The following is a 19,044-nucleotide window of genomic DNA, read 5'->3' on the forward strand; positions in this document are numbered from 1 at the left end:
ACTGAATACTAGTTACTCCAAAACCTCCACCCATCCTTTGCAATGATTTCCCTGAGGCGTGTCCACAACATAGAAATACGTCCCATTCGTAATTCCCTTTCCCCAGTCATTTTTATAATCAGCCGACTTAAAAACAGATTTACCCCAGCGATTAAAAATTTCCAGCGAGGACGGCGAAACCGGTACGATAAATGAATCATTTTTACCGTCTCCATTGGGCGTAATCACATTCGTTAGTGTAAATGCAGGCGACACGGTCAGTATTTTTGAAGCAGATAATGAGCAACCGGCAGCATTATATGCAGTAAGTGTGATCGTATAATTTCCCGGAACTTTGTAAGAGTACTCCTTCACATCCGGATCCGTGACAGGATTTCCAGTTCCCAAATCCCACTCATAACGCGTCCCGTTTACGGTTTTATTTTTCATAGAATAGCCAAATGGTTCATTGCACGCGCCGCCGGATTGCACCATTTCAAAATCAGGAGCGTAGGAATTATCCACCTTCACGGTAATTTCTCTAAGTGGCCGGCAGCCGTCGGTATATAGGCCCTCGACCGTGTAGGTAGTTGTTTGGGTTGGTTTTACTGTTACTGACTTTCCGATGGTTTCGGCGAGTCCGGTGGTCGGCAGCCAACGGTATTGTGGCGCTTCCCCTGAGACCGTCAGTACGACAGTAGCTCCCTGGCAAACCTCAGTGTCCGGCATATCCACAAAGTCTGTCTTTTTCTCCACAGCCACTTTTACTTTTTCGGTGACCTTACATCCGCTGGCATTACTGATCTCCACCGAATACTCGGTCGTTTCCTTGACCTTGACATTCGGAGTAGCACTCGTTGCATTATCCAGGCCGGTTACAGGAGTCCATTTATATATAGTACCTCCTGATGCCGAGAGCTTTACAAGTGTATTTTCACAAACGGTCGTATCTCCGGTAATCTTCGCATTCAGTGTTTCCACAATGATTTTCTTTTGGGCTACATCTATCCTTTTACAACTTAGACGGTTATATGCCTTTAAGGTAACGGTGTATTCGCCCGGTTTTGTAAAAATATATTCCGCCTGGTCTTCCTCGCGGGAAATCGTGCTGCCGCTAACCTCCCAGATGTAGTCAATACCGCCTTCGCTGGTGTTCACAAACGACAATGACAATGGTGCGCAACCTCTCAGAACATTTTTATTACTACCGGAGTACACATCAAAATCTGCTTTCAGGCGATCAATGTCAATTTTGAATGCTGCGTTGTTACAGTTCTCACTATTGTTGGTTTTGGACCAGGCTTGGGGAGTTACCGGGAAATGACTGCCTCCGCAGGCACAGGTGGCATGGTAGATCGTCCCGTTTTTATCGAACCGGCTGGTACCTCCATCGACGTGGTCTCCCTGAATGTTTCCATTTCGGCTGCTGCTTCCAAAAAATGTGGCATACAAAAGCGACTTTGCATTTTGTTCCAGAATGGCAATGTAAAAATTGTTGCCATTGGTCGTCGGCTGAATCGCATCGTCGGTAACTACCAGATTAAATGTGCTGCTGGCAACATTATTCCCAGTACCGGTATTGACATTACCACCCCATCCAGCGATATAAATGTTACCGCATTCGCTTACCAGAAAGGCCGTCGGCGAAATATCAGATGTGCCGCGGCCGGAACCTATGACTGTAGAAAAAATGGTTTTGGTCAATGCAGCATCGAGCGCATGAATAAACTGACCGCTTTTGGCATTCTGATAAGTGTCCTCGGTAACCGGATAAGCCCCGTTCGTGAGTCCGTACACATATACATTACTCGCCTGATCGAGGTCAAGCAGGTAAGCGCCTTCCTGCTTATCCGTGCCCAGGTAGGTCATTCCTACCAATTTGTCATTGGCATATCTTGCTACAAATGCATCTTCCGAACCTTTAAGGCTCGCCTGATATGCCGACGCGCTGGTCGGGAGCGTACTACTTTGAGAAATACCGGTGATATAGATTTCGCCCGTCGACGATAGCTTCAGCGAGTAAGCCGCATCCCATTTTTCCCCGCCTACATAAGTACTCCACAACAAGCTGTTCAGACCCGCCGACAGTTTCATGATCACACCATCCTGAGCGCCGAGTAATTTGGCTTGCACAGCGTTTTTTAAAGGAAAATTGGCTGAGTTCGTGGAGGAAACAACGAGCACATTATCGTCTTTATCGACGCCAATTTCTCCTCTGAAACTATCCCCATAATTTTTAATGATCACTTCATCGGTGTTACTGACACCATCATTGCCATTGCCACCCACAAATGTAGAAGCCGTCAATTGCTTGCCGTCGGCACTCAATTTGGATATAAACAAATCGCTTCCATTGGGCAGGTCCAGTCCGGAAATAGGTATGACGCGGGTACCACCGCCAAAAACGGTCTGAAAACCGGTCGTACGGGTCGGGAAGTTTTTAGACGATGTAGTACCAAGGATCAGCAGCTCTTTCTTCGAGCTAACGATCAGGCTGCTCGGAAGATCCGTATTATTCCCTCCCAAAAATGTGGCGTAAATGAGCTGGCTGCCGTCGGGCGTGAATTTCATGATCGAAACGTCGACCAGTCCTTCAAATTTGGTTTGAAATGCGCCGACGGTGACAGGGAAATTGGTACCAAAAACCGTCCCTCCCGAATAGAGGTTACCTTCATCATCATACGTTGCGGTATGCCCCCAGTTATCCGCCGTCGAACCTGAGTACGTGGAGAAAATAAGTTCCGGGTCAATAACCAGCGTTTCCCGGTTGTTATAGCCTTTTGGAAGGGCAAACTGAGCAGTATTATCGGCTGTTAATGTAAATTTTGAAGAGATATCAACAGTTTTCGAATTGACCTGTTGAAAAGAGTAAGGCTCAGCCTCCTTGAATTGCCCAACAGAAGTTTTGATGACAACCTGCCCCGTTTCATTCAGTGAAACCTTCTCAGCACCATTATATTTTAGCTTAATCTGCGTCGGATCGCCACCGGGCTTTACTATGAATTCGTATTTGAGTTTGAACTGATTAAGATAAATGCGGAGATCAATCTTATCGTATAAATTTTCGTAAAGGATTTCCTCAAAACCTTTTACACCACCAGCCCATTTCGCCTCCTCTTTACCTAAAAAGTAGCTGAATTTCGTCTCAATTTCACGTTTCGACGTATGCGTGACATTTGCAATGGCGTTTTGGAACATTACTTCCACACCATGCGCGGCAATGAGATCATTCGCCATTACCGACTCTTTCGCCTCAGCAGAAACCGAAGTTCCTTTCCCGTGGCGCGCCATTACTTTTGACGCATCATATAAAACGTAAACGAGGGATTGGTTTTTGAGAAAGAGAAATCCACCGGGGATTTCGGCGCGGTAGAGAATGTCTTTGTCCCACTGGCCATGGTTTTCGATAAAATACATTCCGCCCGCCAGTGATTTACCGGCTGCACAGAGAAAAATCAGGAACAATACCGCAATGGACCGTAAAGTTTTCTGCATAGCCAGTACTTCTTGTGTTTCTATTTGAACGCAGAAACCGAAATGATATTTTCACAAAATTCATATTCCTGTTTTACATTAGAACCCAGTAAAACAAGCTGATTTTGAGTATAATCCGTAACACGTTCCAGGTACCAGTTGATCCCCTGAACATCCAGGTTCGTCGTGGGTTCGTCCAGAAAAATAATGGGGACATCGGACAAAAAAGCCAGCCCGAGCTTAACCCTTTGTTTCATGCCAGAAGAAAAATGACGGATCGTTTTGCCACTAGCGTGTGCCAACTGTACAAAATCCTCAAAATCACTGAATGACATGCCATTCTTGAACGGCTTGAATTTACTGTGAAATTCAATAAGCTCCCGCAATGTAAACTCCTCAATCAGTTCCAGGTAAGGTGCCGCGATCACAATGTGTTTGTACCAGCGATCCTCTTCAATTTCCTTTCCCGCATGATCCCGATATCGAATTGTACCTTCTGTAACCGGGATAATACCCGTCAATAATTGCAGTAAAGTTGATTTTCCGCTACCATTAGGCCCCACAAAAGTATATTGCTGCCCAGCCAAAAGCTCAAAACTGGCATTCCGGATAATCCATTCCCTGACAAACTTCTTTCCTATATTTTCAACTGTTATTCGCACCTGTCTTAAGCTTTGAATGAGGAAGCACCTGTAAATAAATACATTACTTCGTTGAATAATGATCCGCCACTGCTTTGGCTGTTTTCGCGATCACGAGCTCCGCTTCTTCACTTTTAGCATGCGTGTCTGAAATGTACACTACGATTGCAATGTTCTTCCCATTTGGTAATTTCATAATCCCCACATCATTCAGGCCGCCCATCATCCCGTGCTCGTTCGCGCCGGATGTGCCGGTTTTGTGTGCTACGGTGATATTTGTCGGCAATTCTCCTTTAATGCGTTTTAAGCCCGTCGGTCCGTCGATGAGAATTTTCCAAAGAAAATCGGTGCTCGTTTTTGATAGCTTTTTGCCCTGATAAAAGATATCCAGCAACTGAAGCATTGCGCCCGGCTCGCACCAATTTTTATACTGGGGCTCCCAGCCTGAATGCATTTCTTCTTCATTGGCGACGATCGCGATGTTTTTCACACCCGATCCGTGCACGTAATCATTGACCGCCTTCGTACCACCCGCCAGTCTGAACAAAATGTCACATGCAATGTTATCGCTCGTTGAGACGGAATATGCCAGCAGCTCGCCGACGGTTACGTCTACTTCGCCGTCCGGATATTTATCTCGCATTGGACTATGTGTCTTTGCGAAATAATCCTTTTTGGTAATGTGTACTTTTTGATCAAGACTTAGCTTCTTTTTATCAACCAGGTCCAGAACAGCCATCGCGAGCGGAAATTTGAAAACGCTCTGCATCGGAAATTTGTGTTTTTCATTCAGGATCAGTGTTTCGCGACTTTTGAGATCCATTACTGCCACTCCTACCTTTCCGTCGATTCCTTTCGAAATGGTTTCGAGTTTTGTTTTGAGCGCTGCATTTTGTGCAAATACAGAAGTGCTGAACAGAATTGAAAATAACAGGCTGCTAACTGATAAGGCTTTCACTGGCACGCGTTGGTTCATTAATTTTTTCGGCTGAAATGGTTTATTCTTTACTGTTTTTCTTCTCCTTTTCTTCAATAGTAAGCCTCACGAGTTCAATACGGGTATCCTGCATCGACACTACCTGGAATGAAAACGGAGGGATACTGACCGTCTCATTGACGTCCGGCAAGTCGCCGTAGTAATGGATCAGCATACCGGCCAATGTATCGTAATCACCTTCCGGAAGCTCCCAGCCATACTTTTCGTTCAGGTAGTCGAGCTCATGACGGGCGCTGAGTATATAACTGTGATCATCCAGCTGCCTTTCCGTCCAGTCTTCGGTGGAGTCATATTCATCCTGAATTTCACCAAATATCTGCTCCACCACGTCCTCCACACTGACGAGACCCGAGGTACCGCCAAATTCATCAACGACGAGAGCCAGACTTCTTTTTTCTTCCAAAAAGCGTAACATCAAATCATTTGCGGGCATTGCTTCAGGTACGATCAGAATAGGCGTAATGATGTTGCTGATCTCTTTCGGTTTTTTAAAAAGCGACAATGCATGGCAATAACCCAGTACTTCATCTACAGACTCTTTATGAACAATGATCTTGGAATGTCCCGAGGTCAGGAATGCGGTCCGCAGGTCTTCAATACTTGCATTCACATTCACCGCCGAAATTTCGGTCCTCGGTATCATACAATCACGGATACGCAAGTCTTTAAAATCCAGTGCATTGATAAACATTCTTTCTTCAATGCTGTGATCATCAAAATCCGGATCGTCGGCTGAAACAGCGTCGTCACGGAGCGAGGGAGACAATATATTTTCTTTTACAAATGGTTCAACGAGCCAGTACAGGGGTGTTATAAACCATTCGGCAAACCTTACAGGAAATGTTTTCAGGTCCAGAATCTCAGGGAAATTCCGTCCGATTTTGACCCAGCTACTGTAAGAAATCATCCAGGTTACCGCCAGGCCAATGAACATCAGCGCAACCAGCAAGCCTTCCTGAATGCCCGATTGGGCAGATAACATGCCGTAAATCGTCGCCACGCCCATAAAACAACCCAATGCAACCGCCAGCAAACGGATCATCCGGAGTACCCTGCGCCAGTAGAGTGTCTGCACAACCTGATCCGATTTTTCGTGCCGGAGCGAATATCTGTCAATGGAAACATCCAGCAGCACCGATCGGACTGCACCATAATATCCGGCCAGTACAAAAAACACGATGGTAGTTCCCAGTAGGAGCATGTTCATTTTTTCGCGGCTTTACGGGCTTTTGTTTGATGTATTTTCAGTGTCCCCTCCTCCTTCGTTTTGGCCTCGTTAGCTGCTTTTAATCTGTTGAGCTGGAAGACAAGCAGGCAGGAAATACTCAATAGTAATAACCAGTAACTTTCAAAAAGCCCGGCACGCCTGAATTCCAGCACCCATACTGCAAAAAAACCAAAGGCAAGCGCCAGTTGAATGGTCCTGGAAAGTTTGGAATTTTTAATCATTTTCAAAGATACACAGATTGTGTTAAAACGATTATACAAGGATAAATCTTCGTCAATAAGCATAATATACCATACATATTTCCGCCTTTTTCTGTAAAATGGCTAACTTGCAGAGATTGCCACACAGTTCATTTTTTATATCTGAATTGTAAAATTAATTCTTGAAAAAATATTCTTTATTACTATGAGCGAGACCACAAAACGCTTTGCGCCCGGAGTTGTTACCGGTGACGGAGTTAGCGAAATTTTCCGCCATGCCAACGAAAATAACTATGCCCTCCCGGCGGTTAACGTGGTAGGAACCAACTCAGTGAATGCAGTACTGGAAACTGCCAAAGCGGTGAACAGCCCCGTTATCATTCAGTTTTCGAATGGCGGTGCTATATTTTATGCAGGAAAGAGCCTATCCAATGCGAACCAGCAGGCAGCTATCGCTGGCGGTATCTCAGGTGCGATGCACGTACACCAGATGGCAGCACTTTACGGAATTCCCGTAATCCTGCACACTGACCACTGCGCTAAGAAATTGCTTCCATGGATCGACGGTCTTCTGGATGCAGGTGAGCGTTATTTTGATCAGTATGGCAAGCCATTGTACAGCTCTCACATGCTGGATTTGTCAGAAGAACCAATTGAAGAAAATATCGAAATTTCTGCCAAATACTTCGAAAGAATGGCAAAAATCGGCATGACGCTTGAAATTGAACTGGGTGTAACAGGCGGAGAAGAAGACGGCGTTGATAACAGCGACGTGGATAGCTCGAAACTATATACTCAGCCAGAGGAAGTCGCTTATGCTTACGAAGAGTTGTTGAAAATCTCTCCAAACTTCACGATTGCAGCAGCTTTCGGAAACGTTCATGGTGTTTACAAGCCAGGTAACGTGAAATTAGAGCCGAAAATCCTTCGCAACTCACAGAACTTCATCCAGGAAAAATTCGATACTGCTGAGCTACCGGTTAACTTCGTATTCCACGGAGGATCAGGTTCGTCACGCGAAGAAATCCGCGAGGCTATCGAGTACGGAGCGATCAAAATGAACATTGATACTGATATGCAATGGTCAACCTGGGAAGGTATTTTGAAATATTACAAAGAAAAAGAAGGATATCTGCAATCACAATTGGGTAACCCTGAAGGTGCAGATTCTCCAAACAAAAAATATTACGATCCACGTGTATGGTTGCGTAAAGGAGAAGAAAGCATGATCCAACGTTTGAAACTGGCATTCGAAGATTTGAACTGCATTAACCAGCTCGGATAATTTTTTGAATGTTAATAATATAGTAAAAAGCAGCTCCGAAAGAGCTGCTTTTTTTTGTGTATTGACCGTCCCGCTTCTCTGGATTATTTTACCTTTTAATAAATAATGTCACCTGGTGGCACAATGAACTCACCTTTCCTGCTAAGTATCCCATTTCTGTCTAATAACTTGCAACGAAAATACCAAAAACAGTGTCTCCCGACTGATACCGTTTGCAGATAGCCAAATTCAATCAAAGCAATATTTGAAATGGAAAGGTTATACTAATTTCAGTCCCATTGATCGATCATCCCGAAAGGGAAACTCCCTCTTAAAAGTGTTATTAACAATTTAATATTAATCGGTCAATATGTGTGGGATCGCAGGATTTATAGATTACAACCAGGGTTCATCAAAAGAAATTTTAATTAGTATTACCAACGAACTACGCCACAGAGGGCCAGATGCGTCCGGACACCAAATATTTGATCCAGCAGGTGCCCAAATAGGAATTGGGCACCAGCGGCTTTCCGTCATCGATCTGTCAGATGCCGGAAAGCAGCCTATGCAGTTTGGTGACCTATGGATTACATTCAATGGGGAGTTCTATAACTATCTGGAGATCAAAAAAGAGCTTATTGCTGACGGACATCATTTTATCGGCAATTCCGACACGGAGGTAATATTACATGCCTTCTCAAAATGGGGAATTTCCTGCGTCGACAAATTCGTTGGCATGTTTGCTTTTGTAATCTACGATACCAAAACCGGGGTAATATATTGTGTAAGGGACAGGGCTGGAATTAAGCCATTCTACTATTATTGGCATGACGGCCTTTTCTTATTTGCCTCGGAATTAAAGGCATTTCACAAACACCCGGATTTTAAAAAGGAGATCAATTTTAATTCCGTGGCTGCGTTTATGCAATATGGTAACGTACCTACGCCGCACTGCATCTTCAATTATACCTATAAGTTACGCCCCGGGCATTTTCTAAAATTCAATGTCAGCGATAGAATGTTCGACATGCATAAATACTGGGATGTTTACGACACTTATAACAAACCCAAGCTGGACATTTCATTTGAAGAAGCTAAGACCGAGACACAGAAAATACTAAAATCAGCATTTGAATACCGAATGGTTTCGGACGTTCCGGTGGGAGTATTTTTGAGCGGTGGCTATGATAGCACATGCCTCACAGCTATTTTACAAAAAGATCGCACTGAAAAACTAAAAACGTTTACCATTGGCGTGCCGGATATTGGCTTGAATGAATCTGAATATGCTAAAAATATTGCCAATTATATCGGAACGGAACATCATGAATATAACTGTACCCGAAAAGAAGTCCTTGAATTAATTTCCGAGTTGCCGTATCACTATGACGAACCATTTGGTGATCAAAGTGCTATTCCGACGATGCTTTTATGCAAAATGACTGCTGATGAAGTTACCGTGGCTTTAAGTGCAGATGCGGGCGACGAAGTATTTGCAGGTTATAGCAGGTACGGCTATATCATGAAGCATGGTAAAACCCTTAATCGAATTCCGGATTTTGTAAGAAAACAGATTTCAGGAATGATGGGCGTCATCGCGGCAGATCACATACCTGTGATGAGAAATCAATATAATTTTCATAACCGGTATGAGAAACTCAAATCATTGTTAAAGGATCCATCCGCGAAAAATATAATGTTAAGTCTCAACCAGCAATTTGATGAAAAAGAAATCAGAGCATTATTAAACAAAAACATTAACATCAAATCGCTTGAAACAGCTTATTTAAACAATGATCTGTCCGAAGAATTCTATACTCCATTGGCTTATATGATGGCCATAGACTTTCAAACTTTTCTATTGGATGACGTCCTGCAAAAGGTAGACAGGGCATCCATGGCGTACAGCCTGGAAAGTCGTGAGCCTTTTACCGACCACCGCATTATCGAATGGGCCTCCCAGTTACCCGATCACTATAAGTACAATAATGGTGTAAAAAAGTATATACTGAAAGAAATCGTTCACCAGCATATTCCCAAAAAATTGATGGATCGCCCGAAAATGGGTTTTCAAATACCCATTGAAAATTGGTTAAGTACCGATTTAAGAAAACAGGTTTGCTATTACTTAAGCGATAACAAAATAGTCGGTCAGGGTATTTTCAACCCGAATGTTGTGCAGAAACTAAAAGAAAGTTTTTTTTCCGGTAAAAAGGAATACGCACTCAAGATATGGTACCTGCTGATGTTTCAGATGTGGTATGAGAAATGGATGGATTAGTCATAATCCTCTCCCGATGCGCTTGCCCCCAGTTCCTTAGTACTTCTATCACCACTTTCAGCGAGTGGCCGTATTCGGTCAGGTTGTATTCTACGACCACCGGGATAGAGTCGTAAACTCTGCGCTTGACCAGATCGTTGGATTCAAGATCCCTGAGCTCTTTGGAGAGCATTTTGTCGGTGATACCCGGTACTTCTTTGGCGATCTGTGAAAACCGTTTATTGCCAAACATCAATGATATAATGATCGGCAGCTTCCATTTGCCGCTTAATACTTCCAACGCGTCCCTTACCGGCAAAATGCTCTTGGTGCACTCACCCAATGTGTGTTTCCTTTCTTCTGTCTTTTCCATGGCTATCATTTTAAATGTCACTATCCTTTTGTATACTACTTACAAATGTATAGTAAATTATCGTAACTTTGTGACCGTTTAGTAATTGAATACAAAAAAGAAGCGATCATGAGTGAGCTGATAGAGAAATTAAACTGGCGCTACGCCGCCAAAAGAATGACCGGAGAAGTAGTACCTCAAGACAAATTGGATAACATCCTGGAAGCCATCAAACTAGCCCCTTCATCCGCGGGAATGCAGCCATACAATGTCCTGGTCATTGATAAAAAGGAGGTTAAAGAAAAAATCCATAAAATAGCCAACAACCAGCCTCAGATCCTGGAATCATCTCATTTGCTGGTATTTGCGGCCTGGGAAAAAGTTACCGTTGAAAGTCTGGATAAGTATATGAATCTGATCGCGACAACACGTGGCGTAACTGTCGATTCGCTTTCGGCCTTCCATACCAGTATTTCGGGTGGAATTTTGAGCAGATCGGAAGAAGTGAATTTTCAATGGGCAGCCAGACAAGCTTATATCGGCCTTGGCCACGCATTGGTCGCAGCTGCGACTGAACAAATCGACGCCACGCCGATGGAAGGTTTCAATGCTGCTGCATTGGATGAGATTCTTGGTCTTAAAGAGAAAGGGTTAAAAAGCGTAGTGATTATGACATTAGGCTACCGTGACAATGAAAAAGATCCATACGTGAAGGCTAAGAAGGTCAGAAGGCCACATGAAGAATTTTTCATTAACGTGTAATGTTAATCTAAAAAACCGATTTGGACATGAAAATTGAAATATGGAGTGACGTAATGTGCCCGTTTTGCTACATAGGCAAGCGGAAATTTGAAAAAGCTTTGGACCAATTCCCTCAGAAAGACAAAATTCAGGTGGAATGGAAAAGTTTTCAGCTGAACCCGCAAATGAAAACGGAGCCCGGAAAAAGCATTAATGAATATCTGGCAGAAGTAAAAGGCTGGACTCCCGACTACGCCCAACAGATGAATGACCATGTTACCGGTCTCGCCAGGGAGGTAGGCCTGGAATATAATATGGACAAAGCAGTGGTAGCTAATTCATTTGACGCCCACCGTTTCGTACAATTCGCTAAAACCAAAGGACTGGGTGACGCTGTCGAAGAGCAGCTCTTCAAAGCATATTTCACAGATGGGAAAGACACTTCTAACCTGGCTACGTTAGTGGAGCTCGGCGGTGAAATCGGGCTGGATGCAGAGGAATTGAAGAAAGTGCTGGAAGGTACCCGTTTCAGCGATGAGGTAAGAAAAGACATATATGAAGCGCAGCAAGTAGGTGCAAGAGGAGTTCCCTTCTTTGTGCTTGACCGTAAATATGCAGTTTCAGGTGCACAGCAACCCGAAACATTTCTGGGAGCATTGGAACAGTCATTTGGGGAATGGCAAAAAGCGAACCCCGAGCCATTGGTCACATTTGCAGAAGGAGATACCTGCACGACAGACGGCGAATGTAATTAACACAAACCCTGAGCATTAGTAAAACGGAGTATGCCTACCAAAGGGATACTCCGTTTTTGTTTGCCAGGTTCAAAGTGCATCACTGGTACGGTTATATATGTAATCATAAAAAGACGAATCAGTAATTTCGGCTAATTTGTGCTTATTGCAATAACTGACCAAAACCTCTATGCGCTTTACCTTGTTTCTGATACTTTTTGTCGGCCTCCGGCTTTGTTCCATGGCCGGAGGGATCAAGGGACGTATCACTACCAAACAAGGAGAAGCATTACCATATGCTGGCATTGCAGTAAAAGGAACAAGTAACGGAACAATGGCCAATGAAGACGGCGAGTATGAGTTCAGCCTGGCTGCCGGAAGTTACGAGATCATTTTTCAGTATCTCGGTTTCAAAAGTGTGTCACGTAAAATTACAGTCACCGGCGATTTTCAGGAACTGAACGTTACGCTCGAAGAGCAAGCCCTTAATCTTCAGGAAGCAACCGTTGGCAAAGGAAAGGAAGATCCCGCATACAGCATTATGCGCCGGGCCATTGCCAAAGCTCGTTTTCATCAGTTGCAGTTGCGCGGTTACACCGCAAAAGTATACTCCAGAAGTACTGCATTGCCTACCAAAATCCCCTATCTCGTTGAAAGAAGACTAAAAAAGGAAGGCATCCAGGAAGGAAAAGCCATCATTAATGAAAGTGTGGCGGAGATAAAGTACCGCCGACCGAACAGTTACAGCCAGCGCATAGTTTCTACCCGGAATAGTCTTGATAACAGCATTCCATCACCGAACGAATACATTCTCGCCAGTTTGTATAGTCCCGAAATTGCGGGTACTATCTCGCCGCTGTCTCCCAAAGCGCTGGCCTATTACAAATTTGAGTATGAGGGCTATTTTGAGGATCAGGGGCAGTTGGTCAATAAAATAAAGGTAATACCAAAGGCCTACGGCGAGGGGGTTTTCAAAGGCAGCCTCTTCATTCTGGAAGATCGCTGGGCAATCCATAGTTACGATCTTCAGACTACAACGAGTGGGTTAAACATTTCGGCGAAACAGATATTCAGTCCGGTACAAAATGTGTGGATACCTGTCAATCAGCAATTCAGGATCAATGGCAGCTACCTGGGCTTCGCCGGTGAATTCCGTTACCTGGTATCACTGACCTACGAAAAACTCGATATTGACCCGAATCTCAAAGAAGATATCGTGATCAACGACCACAAAAAGGATGACATTGCCAAAGAAAAAACCCGTAAAAAAGATCTCGAAAACCTCATTAAAGATCAGAAAGAGTTTTCTACAAAAAATTTCAGGAAACTGACCAAGGAGTACGAAAAAGACCAGAAAAAAGAGCGAAAAATGGAAAGCGGCAGCGACAGGCTGGTGAGGCAGGATTCCATTGTGATCGACTCCATGGCCAATAAAAGGGATACCACCTACTGGCAGGCCCTGCGTCCCATTCCACTTACTAAGTCCGAAGTTTCGAGTTATGTACTGCAGGACAGCATTAAAGTGATCAAGGATTCTTTGAAAATCAAGTCCAAACCTGATTCTATTTATTTCAAAACGCAGCACCTGATTACGGGTAACACCTATTCGCTGGGAAAACGTAACACATTTTATTTCAAAAGCCCCTTACTATCTGTTAGTTACAACACCGTAGAAGGTAATGCTATCAACCTGATCACGGAATGGCAAAAACGATGGGGTAAGTCTCACTTTTTCAGCGTTCGTCCATTGATCCGGTATTCGGCAGGAAGAAAAAGGGTATATGGCAACCTGGAAACCAATATTGGTAACCATAAATGGAACCTGATGCTGCAGGGTGGCGAAATGGCCAGCCAGTTCAATAACAATGACCCTATTCAACCATTACCCAATAGCATGGCAGCCCGATTTTTTGACCGGAACTTCATGAAGCTTTATCAAAAGCAGTATGCAAAAGTGGAGCATTCGATCAGGAATGTCGCCGATATTCTTAGTTTCAATACCAGTCTTGAATTTCAGCACCGGGAAGAATTATTTAATCAGGAAAGCGCCAAGCCGATCTTTTTCTGGAGACGATACAGCTTCACACCCAACCGGCCTATAAGCAGGGAGTTGGCTGACACCGGCTTTCCTGAGCACAATGCATTATTGCTAGACCTGACGGCAACACTACGCCCGTGGAGACGCTACCTGATCCGAAACGGCGAGAAAAGATATATCCGTAGCAAAGGGCCATCATTCAGTGTAAACTATAACCGCGGAATGGGTTTCGCGGGTGATGTGGATTATTCGCGCCTGCAGGCAACGATCCGCCAGGACCTGAACCTCGGGCCGAGAAGCAATCTGGAATATTTGGTTAATGGAGGCAGCTTTTTGAGTAAAAAACAAATGTACTTTCCGGACTATCGCCACTTCATGGGCAATGAATTCTTTTTTCAATACACGTACCCGCCCGATCAGTTCCGGATGCTGCCATATTATCGTTATAGCACAGCGTCATGGTTTTTTCAGGCCCATGCGACCTGGACGCTCCAACGTTTTGCTCTCACACGCATTCAGGCACTGCGGGTAACAGGCTTGTCGGAGACGCTGCAGCTACATTATCTCCGGGTTCCTTCGATCCGGAATTACACTGAGGCTGTATATGGCATCGATAACATCCTCAGGGTAATCCGGCTGGAAGCAGTTGCACAGTTCCACGGCAGTCATTTCAAAGGCATGGGTTGGCGCTTTGGCACTTCCATCAAATTCGGAAGATAATTACTTCGTTTTTACGGCCTTAAACCGAGGAACTTCTTTAATTATAACAGGGTAAACATTGTTATCAGGGTCAATGTCTGCCATTCTCCGGCTTGGGTCTATCACGATAGCCTCGATATCGGCCGGGTTCTTATCAATAGTGAATGAGTACTGGGGATAAGTCCAGCCCCAGTCCGGCATCAAGGTAGTTTTGGAGTACAATTTTTCTTCTTTTTCGCCCCGCATGATTTCCAACGGAATGTAAAAATTCTCCTGGGTACCGTTTCTGTAACTTACCACTACGTCAAGCGGCATAGGCATTTGGCCAATTCTTTCCAGCACAACTTCCGTTTTACCACCGTTCGAAAACACTTCCTTCACGCCATAGTCAATGGTTTTGGTGGTACCGATAAAATCCTCCCAATACCAGTCCAGTTCCAGTCCTGATTCCTTTTCCATGATCCTTTTGAGATCTGTCGGATTAGGATGCTTGAATTTCCATTCATTAAAATAGCGCTTCATTCCGACGGAAAGTTTGTCTTTCCCGATAATGTAGCCCAGCTGGTTCAGGAATACCGCTCCTTTGGAATAACTGCCCACGCTGTATGCCTTGTTTGTATTGAAATGATCGGCATGGGTGGTAAGCGGTTCTTCCAGCCCGGATTTCACAAGATTACGATAGCTTGTCGTGCTGCTACGCTGCGGATCAGTTCTGGATGGAAACAGCTCGGCCATCACGATGTTTTGCGCATAGGTAGTGAACCCTTCATCCATCCATGAATATTTCGATTCGTTTGTTCCCAGCAACATTTGGAACCAGCTATGGATAGACTCATGCACCGCTACACTAACAAGACCTCCTAAATTTTGACGACCGGAAATGAGCGTAGCCATTGGATATTCCATCCCACCATCACCGCCTTGAATAATGGAATATTGCTTGTAAGGATACCGGCCGAATTTCTCGTTCATACTCTTGAAACTTCGCACTGCAAGAGGCTCCATTTCTTTCCATACATGAGCCAATGTGTCTGTCTGGTAGAAAAAATGCAGGTCCAGGCTATCATCCACTTTGACAATGTCATGCTTGTAATCGCGGTCCGCCGCCCACATGAAATCGTGCACTTCCGGCGCGATAAAATGCCAGGTAAGCTTCTCCCCCGGCTTGTGTTTCACTTCTTTTTCCGTGTATCCGTGTCCTATTTTGTCCGGATTTTGAAGATAACCGGTCGCTGCCACGACATATGACGCGTCCAATGTGATCTTTACATCAAAATCGCCCCAGATCCCATAAAATTCCCTACCTATATATGGATTGGAATGCCAGCCTTCGTAATCATACTCGCACATTTTGGGATACCACTGCCCCATCGAATAATCAATGCCCTCGTTATTATTCCTTCCCATCCTTCTGATCTGGATTGGAACCTGTGCTTCAAACTCCATGTCAAATGTGTGCTGGGATTTGGGAAGGATCTTCTCATTCAGTGTCACTTCGAGAATGGTACCGACAACCTGATATTTCAGGGATTTGCCGTTGTGTTTGAGGGAAATGATTTTTTCATAGCCAATTTCCGTGGGAGACAATTTGGAAATACGGTCTTTCACCCGCGGGTCCGGGTCGCTGATGCTTCTCGAACGAACGTCCATCTGGCTCCCCGGCTGGAATGCGTTCAGATACAAATGGTAAAACACTTTGTGCAGCGTGTCCGGGGAATTATTGGTGTAAACCAGTTTTTGAGTTCCTTTATACTGATGCTTGTCCGCGTCAAACTCCACATTCATCTGGTACTTCACCCGCTGCTGCCAGCGGTCGCTTTGTGCTGATACTTGTAGGACCGTAACGGTCAGCAAGAGCGCTATCAGTTTAAATTTCATTCTAATTTATATAATGGGTTAAAATGTAAAACAACGGTGTTGCCAGACTTGGCTGGCTTTAAAGTCTTAACCTAAAAATGGATTTGATCTATAATTTGGGCATCATTCTCCCCACAAAACCGGCATAGTCTACTTCAAAAGCCCTTTTTCAGCTTTATATTGGGGTTTTATTACAGATCGGCTTTTGGCACATAATTGGTAGCTGGTTCATTATAATAAGTTAAAAAGAACCTTAACATTTGTCAATTATGCTTAGATGGACCGTAATATTTCTGATTGTAGCTATTATTGCCGGCGTACTTGGATTCGGCGGGATAGCTGCGGGAGCAGCAGGAATTGCTAAGATACTTTTCTTTGTTTTCCTGGTGCTGTTTGTATTGAGTTTGATTAGCCGCGGAGTCGGGCGATCCTGACGCACTTGCAAGATCATTATAAAAGAGAAAAGCGGATTTAGGTCCGCTTTTCTCTTTTAACCCCTTATTCCCATTCAATGGTCGCAGGTGGCTTGGAAGAAATGTCATACACGACTCTGTTGACACCCTTCACTTTGTTGATAATGTCGTTCGAAACTTCTGCCAAAAACTCGTATGGTAAATGCGCCCAGTCGGCAGTCATACCGTCAACTGACGTTACTGCTCTGAGTGCGACCACACTTTCGTAAGTTCTTTCGTCACCCATTACACCTACGCTTTGTACGGGCAGAAGCATTACGCCAGCCTGCCAAACGTCTTTGTATAGGTTCCATTTTCTCAAACCACCGATAAAAATAGCGTCTACTTCCTGTAAAATGCTTACTTTTTCAGGAGTAATCTCTCCCAGGATACGGATCGCCAATCCCGGACCAGGGAATGGATGGCGACCTAGGATTTTCTCGTCGATGCCTAACGTCCGTCCTACTGACCTCACCTCGTCTTTGAACAATGTATTCAGTGGCTCAACGATTTTCAGCTTCATAAAGTCAGGCAACCCGCCTACATTATGGTGCGATTTGATTGTTGCAGAAGGCCCTTTAATGCTCACTGATTCAATCACATCCGGGTAAATCGTACCCTGACCCAGCCATTTAACTTCCTCAATTAAATGTGCTTCCTGGTCAAAAATATCGATAAATGATTTCCCGATCGCTTTCCGTTTTGCCTCAGGCTCGCTGATACCCGCCAGGGACTTATAAAAATGCGATTTTGAATCAACACCTTTAATATTAAGCCCCATATCCTGATAAGAAAGAAGTACTTCTTCAAACTCATCTTTACGGAGCAATCCATTATCAACGAAAATACAGTATAGATTAGAACCGATCGCCTGGTGTACCAATGTAGCCGCAACAGTAGAATCCACTCCGCCAGACAACGCCATTACGACACGGTCGTTGCCTAATTTCTGACGTAAATGATTGACTGTTTGCTCAACAAAAGATTCCGCTGTCCAGTCTTGCTTGCAGCCACAAATATTGACTACAAAGTTGTGCATCAGCTTTTTACCTTCTGTGGTATGCGTCACTTCCGGGTGAAACTGAATCCCGTAAGTCAGCTCGTCTTCAATTTTGAATGCAGCAACTTTTACCGATTCGGTAGAAGCAATGATATGAAAGTTATCGGGAGTACGTACGATCGTATCCCCGTGTGACATCCATACCTGAGAAGATTCCGACAAACCAGCGAGCAATGATGAATCAGTATCATCTATTTCCAGACGGGCGCGGCCATATTCACGATGTTGCGAAGGCTTCACATCGCCTCCCAATTCCTGAGCCAAAAGCTGGGCTCCGTAGCAAACGCCCAATAAAGGCACTACTTTACGAAATTGGTCCAGATCAACACGGGGAGCATCAGTATCGCGAACGGAGCAGGGGCTTCCTGATAAAATGACGCCTTTGATATTTGGAGTGAGGTCGGGGAAATTATTGTAAGGGTGGATTTCACAATAAACATTAAGTTCACGAACGCGTCGCGCGATTAATTGAGTATACTGTGAGCCAAAATCTAAAATAAGAATTTGTTCAGTCATATATATATGCTATCTAAAACGCAAAGGTAGGGAGATTGACCCAAACCAAAAAACGAACTTCAATCTTCAGGGAGAACAGTGACGGGACAGAAACCTTAATAATTTTAATTTTTCTAAGTTTAATTTGTACAACTGCCGAGTTGCCCATATCTTTGCCTAAATTTTCAATATATAATTAATATGAATCAAGGAACAGTAAAATTCTTTAATGACTCTAAGGGATACGGGTTTATTAAGGACACAACAACAGGACAGGACTATTTTGTACACATCTCTGGTCTGGTTGACGAAGTTCGCGAAAATGATGACGTTACTTTTGACCTTCAGGAAGGACGTAAAGGCCTTAACGCAATCAATGTTAAGCTTGCCTGATCGGGACTTAATATAGAATTTCGAAAAGCCGCTTCTCACGAAGCGGCTTTTTTGTTGGCCCTTCGTCAATTCACACCACTATTTTACCACTTAAACTTTTTTTTCGCGTTGGTGCAACTTTCTTTATTCCCTTTGTATCTATAAGCCGAAAGAAAGACACACGCTTCCACTTATATAACA

15 protein-coding genes are annotated in these 19,044 nt (G+C 44.2%); 7 read left to right on the top strand and 8 right to left on the bottom strand.

Going from position 1 to position 19,044, the window contains the following annotated elements; genetic code table 11:
• Positions 1-12: 12 nt before the first annotated feature.
• Genes ON006_RS17740 through ON006_RS17760 form a run of 5 tightly spaced genes read right to left on the bottom strand, consistent with a single transcriptional unit; the run spans position 13 to position 6,540 of the window.
• Positions 13-3,474, bottom strand: coding sequence for a DUF7948 domain-containing protein (locus ON006_RS17740; RefSeq protein ID WP_244820712.1), 3,462 nt, complete (start codon positions 3,472-3,474; stop codon positions 13-15).
• A gap of 20 nt (positions 3,475-3,494) precedes the next feature.
• On the bottom strand, positions 3,495-4,115 hold the full coding sequence (locus ON006_RS17745) for an ABC transporter ATP-binding protein (RefSeq protein ID WP_244820713.1): 621 nt from the start codon (positions 4,113-4,115) through the stop codon (positions 3,495-3,497).
• A gap of 43 nt (positions 4,116-4,158) precedes the next feature.
• Positions 4,159-5,070, bottom strand: coding sequence for a class A beta-lactamase, subclass A2 (gene bla, locus ON006_RS17750; protein ID WP_255772899.1), 912 nt, complete (start codon positions 5,068-5,070; stop codon positions 4,159-4,161).
• Between the two features lie 22 nt (positions 5,071-5,092).
• A complete protein-coding gene (locus ON006_RS17755) occupies positions 5,093-6,298 on the bottom strand; it encodes a hemolysin family protein (protein ID WP_244820715.1) in 1,206 nt (401 codons plus the stop codon).
• Positions 6,295-6,540 carry a hypothetical protein gene (locus ON006_RS17760; protein WP_244820716.1) on the bottom strand — a complete coding sequence of 82 codons (246 nt, stop codon included), beginning with the start codon at positions 6,538-6,540 and terminating at the stop codon, positions 6,295-6,297. The genes ON006_RS17755 and ON006_RS17760 overlap by 4 nt, the downstream gene beginning before the upstream one ends.
• Before the next feature lie 184 nt (positions 6,541-6,724).
• Here ON006_RS17760 and fbaA point away from each other — a divergent pair, with 184 nt between their 5' ends.
• Together fbaA and asnB are read left to right on the top strand one after the other, a co-directional pair.
• Positions 6,725-7,804, top strand: a complete 1,080-nt coding sequence (gene fbaA / locus ON006_RS17765; protein ID WP_244820717.1) for a class II fructose-bisphosphate aldolase — start codon at positions 6,725-6,727, stop codon at positions 7,802-7,804.
• Between the two features lie 349 nt (positions 7,805-8,153).
• On the top strand, positions 8,154-10,064 hold the full coding sequence (gene asnB, locus ON006_RS17770; RefSeq protein ID WP_244820718.1) for an asparagine synthase (glutamine-hydrolyzing): 1,911 nt from the start codon (positions 8,154-8,156) through the stop codon (positions 10,062-10,064).
• Here the strand turns inward: asnB and ON006_RS17775 are convergent.
• The gene (locus tag ON006_RS17775; protein ID WP_244820719.1) at positions 10,009-10,416 is read right to left on the bottom strand and encodes a winged helix-turn-helix transcriptional regulator; all 408 of its coding nucleotides are present in this window, start codon (positions 10,414-10,416) and stop codon (positions 10,009-10,011) included. The two genes, asnB and ON006_RS17775, sit on opposite strands and share 56 nt — an antisense overlap.
• 108 nt (positions 10,417-10,524) lie before the next feature.
• On the opposite strand from ON006_RS17775, the gene ON006_RS17780 reads away from it, so the two are divergent.
• The 3 genes from ON006_RS17780 to ON006_RS17790 all read left to right on the top strand — a co-directional run bounded on the left by ON006_RS17780 (position 10,525) and on the right by ON006_RS17790 (position 14,628).
• The gene (locus tag ON006_RS17780) at positions 10,525-11,157 is read left to right on the top strand and encodes an NAD(P)H-dependent oxidoreductase (RefSeq protein ID WP_244820720.1); all 633 of its coding nucleotides are present in this window, start codon (positions 10,525-10,527) and stop codon (positions 11,155-11,157) included.
• Positions 11,158-11,183: 26 nt separating this feature from the next.
• On the top strand, positions 11,184-11,891 hold the full coding sequence (locus tag ON006_RS17785) for a DsbA family oxidoreductase (RefSeq protein WP_244820721.1): 708 nt from the start codon (positions 11,184-11,186) through the stop codon (positions 11,889-11,891).
• A 169-nt stretch (positions 11,892-12,060) separates the two neighbouring features.
• Positions 12,061-14,628 carry a DUF5686 and carboxypeptidase regulatory-like domain-containing protein gene (locus ON006_RS17790; protein WP_244820722.1) on the top strand — a complete coding sequence of 856 codons (2,568 nt, stop codon included), beginning with the start codon at positions 12,061-12,063 and terminating at the stop codon, positions 14,626-14,628.
• On the opposite strand, the gene ON006_RS17795 is transcribed toward ON006_RS17790, so the two are convergent.
• Positions 14,629-16,485 (bottom strand): M1 family metallopeptidase, encoded by a 1,857-nt coding sequence (locus ON006_RS17795; RefSeq protein WP_244820723.1) that lies wholly within the window; start codon positions 16,483-16,485, stop codon positions 14,629-14,631.
• A 248-nt stretch (positions 16,486-16,733) separates the two neighbouring features.
• Here ON006_RS17795 and ON006_RS17800 point away from each other — a divergent pair, with 248 nt between their 5' ends.
• The gene (locus ON006_RS17800) at positions 16,734-16,898 is read left to right on the top strand and encodes a DUF1328 family protein (protein ID WP_026628251.1); all 165 of its coding nucleotides are present in this window, start codon (positions 16,734-16,736) and stop codon (positions 16,896-16,898) included.
• A 64-nt stretch (positions 16,899-16,962) separates the two neighbouring features.
• Here the strand turns inward: ON006_RS17800 and guaA are convergent, their stop codons facing one another.
• Positions 16,963-18,492, bottom strand: a complete 1,530-nt coding sequence (gene guaA, locus ON006_RS17805; RefSeq protein WP_244820724.1) for a glutamine-hydrolyzing GMP synthase — start codon at positions 18,490-18,492, stop codon at positions 16,963-16,965.
• A 180-nt stretch (positions 18,493-18,672) separates the two neighbouring features.
• On the opposite strand from guaA, the gene ON006_RS17810 reads away from it, so the two are divergent.
• Complete coding sequence (locus ON006_RS17810) at positions 18,673-18,864, top strand: cold-shock protein (protein ID WP_244820725.1); 192 nt, start codon at positions 18,673-18,675, stop codon at positions 18,862-18,864.
• The last annotated feature ends 180 nt before the right edge of the window (positions 18,865-19,044 follow it).

It is taken from the genome of Dyadobacter pollutisoli (assembly GCF_026625565.1).
GTDB lineage: Bacteria > Bacteroidota > Bacteroidia > Cytophagales > Spirosomataceae > Dyadobacter > Dyadobacter pollutisoli.

Coding starts and splice junctions, on each gene's coding strand:
- ON006_RS17740 (WP_244820712.1), bottom strand. CDS start 3,474: ATGCAGAAAACTTTACGGTCCATTGCGGTATTGTTCCTGATTTTTCTC.
- bla (WP_255772899.1), bottom strand. CDS start 5,070: ATGAACCAACGCGTGCCAGTGAAAGCCTTATCAGTTAGCAGCCTGTTA.
- ON006_RS17755 (WP_244820715.1), bottom strand. CDS start 6,298: ATGAACATGCTCCTACTGGGAACTACCATCGTGTTTTTTGTACTGGCC.
- ON006_RS17760 (WP_244820716.1), bottom strand. CDS start 6,540: ATGATTAAAAATTCCAAACTTTCCAGGACCATTCAACTGGCGCTTGCC.
- fbaA (WP_244820717.1), top strand. CDS start 6,725: ATGAGCGAGACCACAAAACGCTTTGCGCCCGGAGTTGTTACCGGTGAC.
- asnB (WP_244820718.1), top strand. CDS start 8,154: ATGTGTGGGATCGCAGGATTTATAGATTACAACCAGGGTTCATCAAAA.
- ON006_RS17775 (WP_244820719.1), bottom strand. CDS start 10,416: ATGGAAAAGACAGAAGAAAGGAAACACACATTGGGTGAGTGCACCAAG.
- ON006_RS17780 (WP_244820720.1), top strand. CDS start 10,525: ATGAGTGAGCTGATAGAGAAATTAAACTGGCGCTACGCCGCCAAAAGA.
- ON006_RS17785 (WP_244820721.1), top strand. CDS start 11,184: ATGAAAATTGAAATATGGAGTGACGTAATGTGCCCGTTTTGCTACATA.
- ON006_RS17790 (WP_244820722.1), top strand. CDS start 12,061: ATGCGCTTTACCTTGTTTCTGATACTTTTTGTCGGCCTCCGGCTTTGT.
- ON006_RS17795 (WP_244820723.1), bottom strand. CDS start 16,485: ATGAAATTTAAACTGATAGCGCTCTTGCTGACCGTTACGGTCCTACAA.
- ON006_RS17800 (WP_026628251.1), top strand. CDS start 16,734: ATGCTTAGATGGACCGTAATATTTCTGATTGTAGCTATTATTGCCGGC.
- guaA (WP_244820724.1), bottom strand. CDS start 18,492: ATGACTGAACAAATTCTTATTTTAGATTTTGGCTCACAGTATACTCAA.
- ON006_RS17810 (WP_244820725.1), top strand. CDS start 18,673: ATGAATCAAGGAACAGTAAAATTCTTTAATGACTCTAAGGGATACGGG.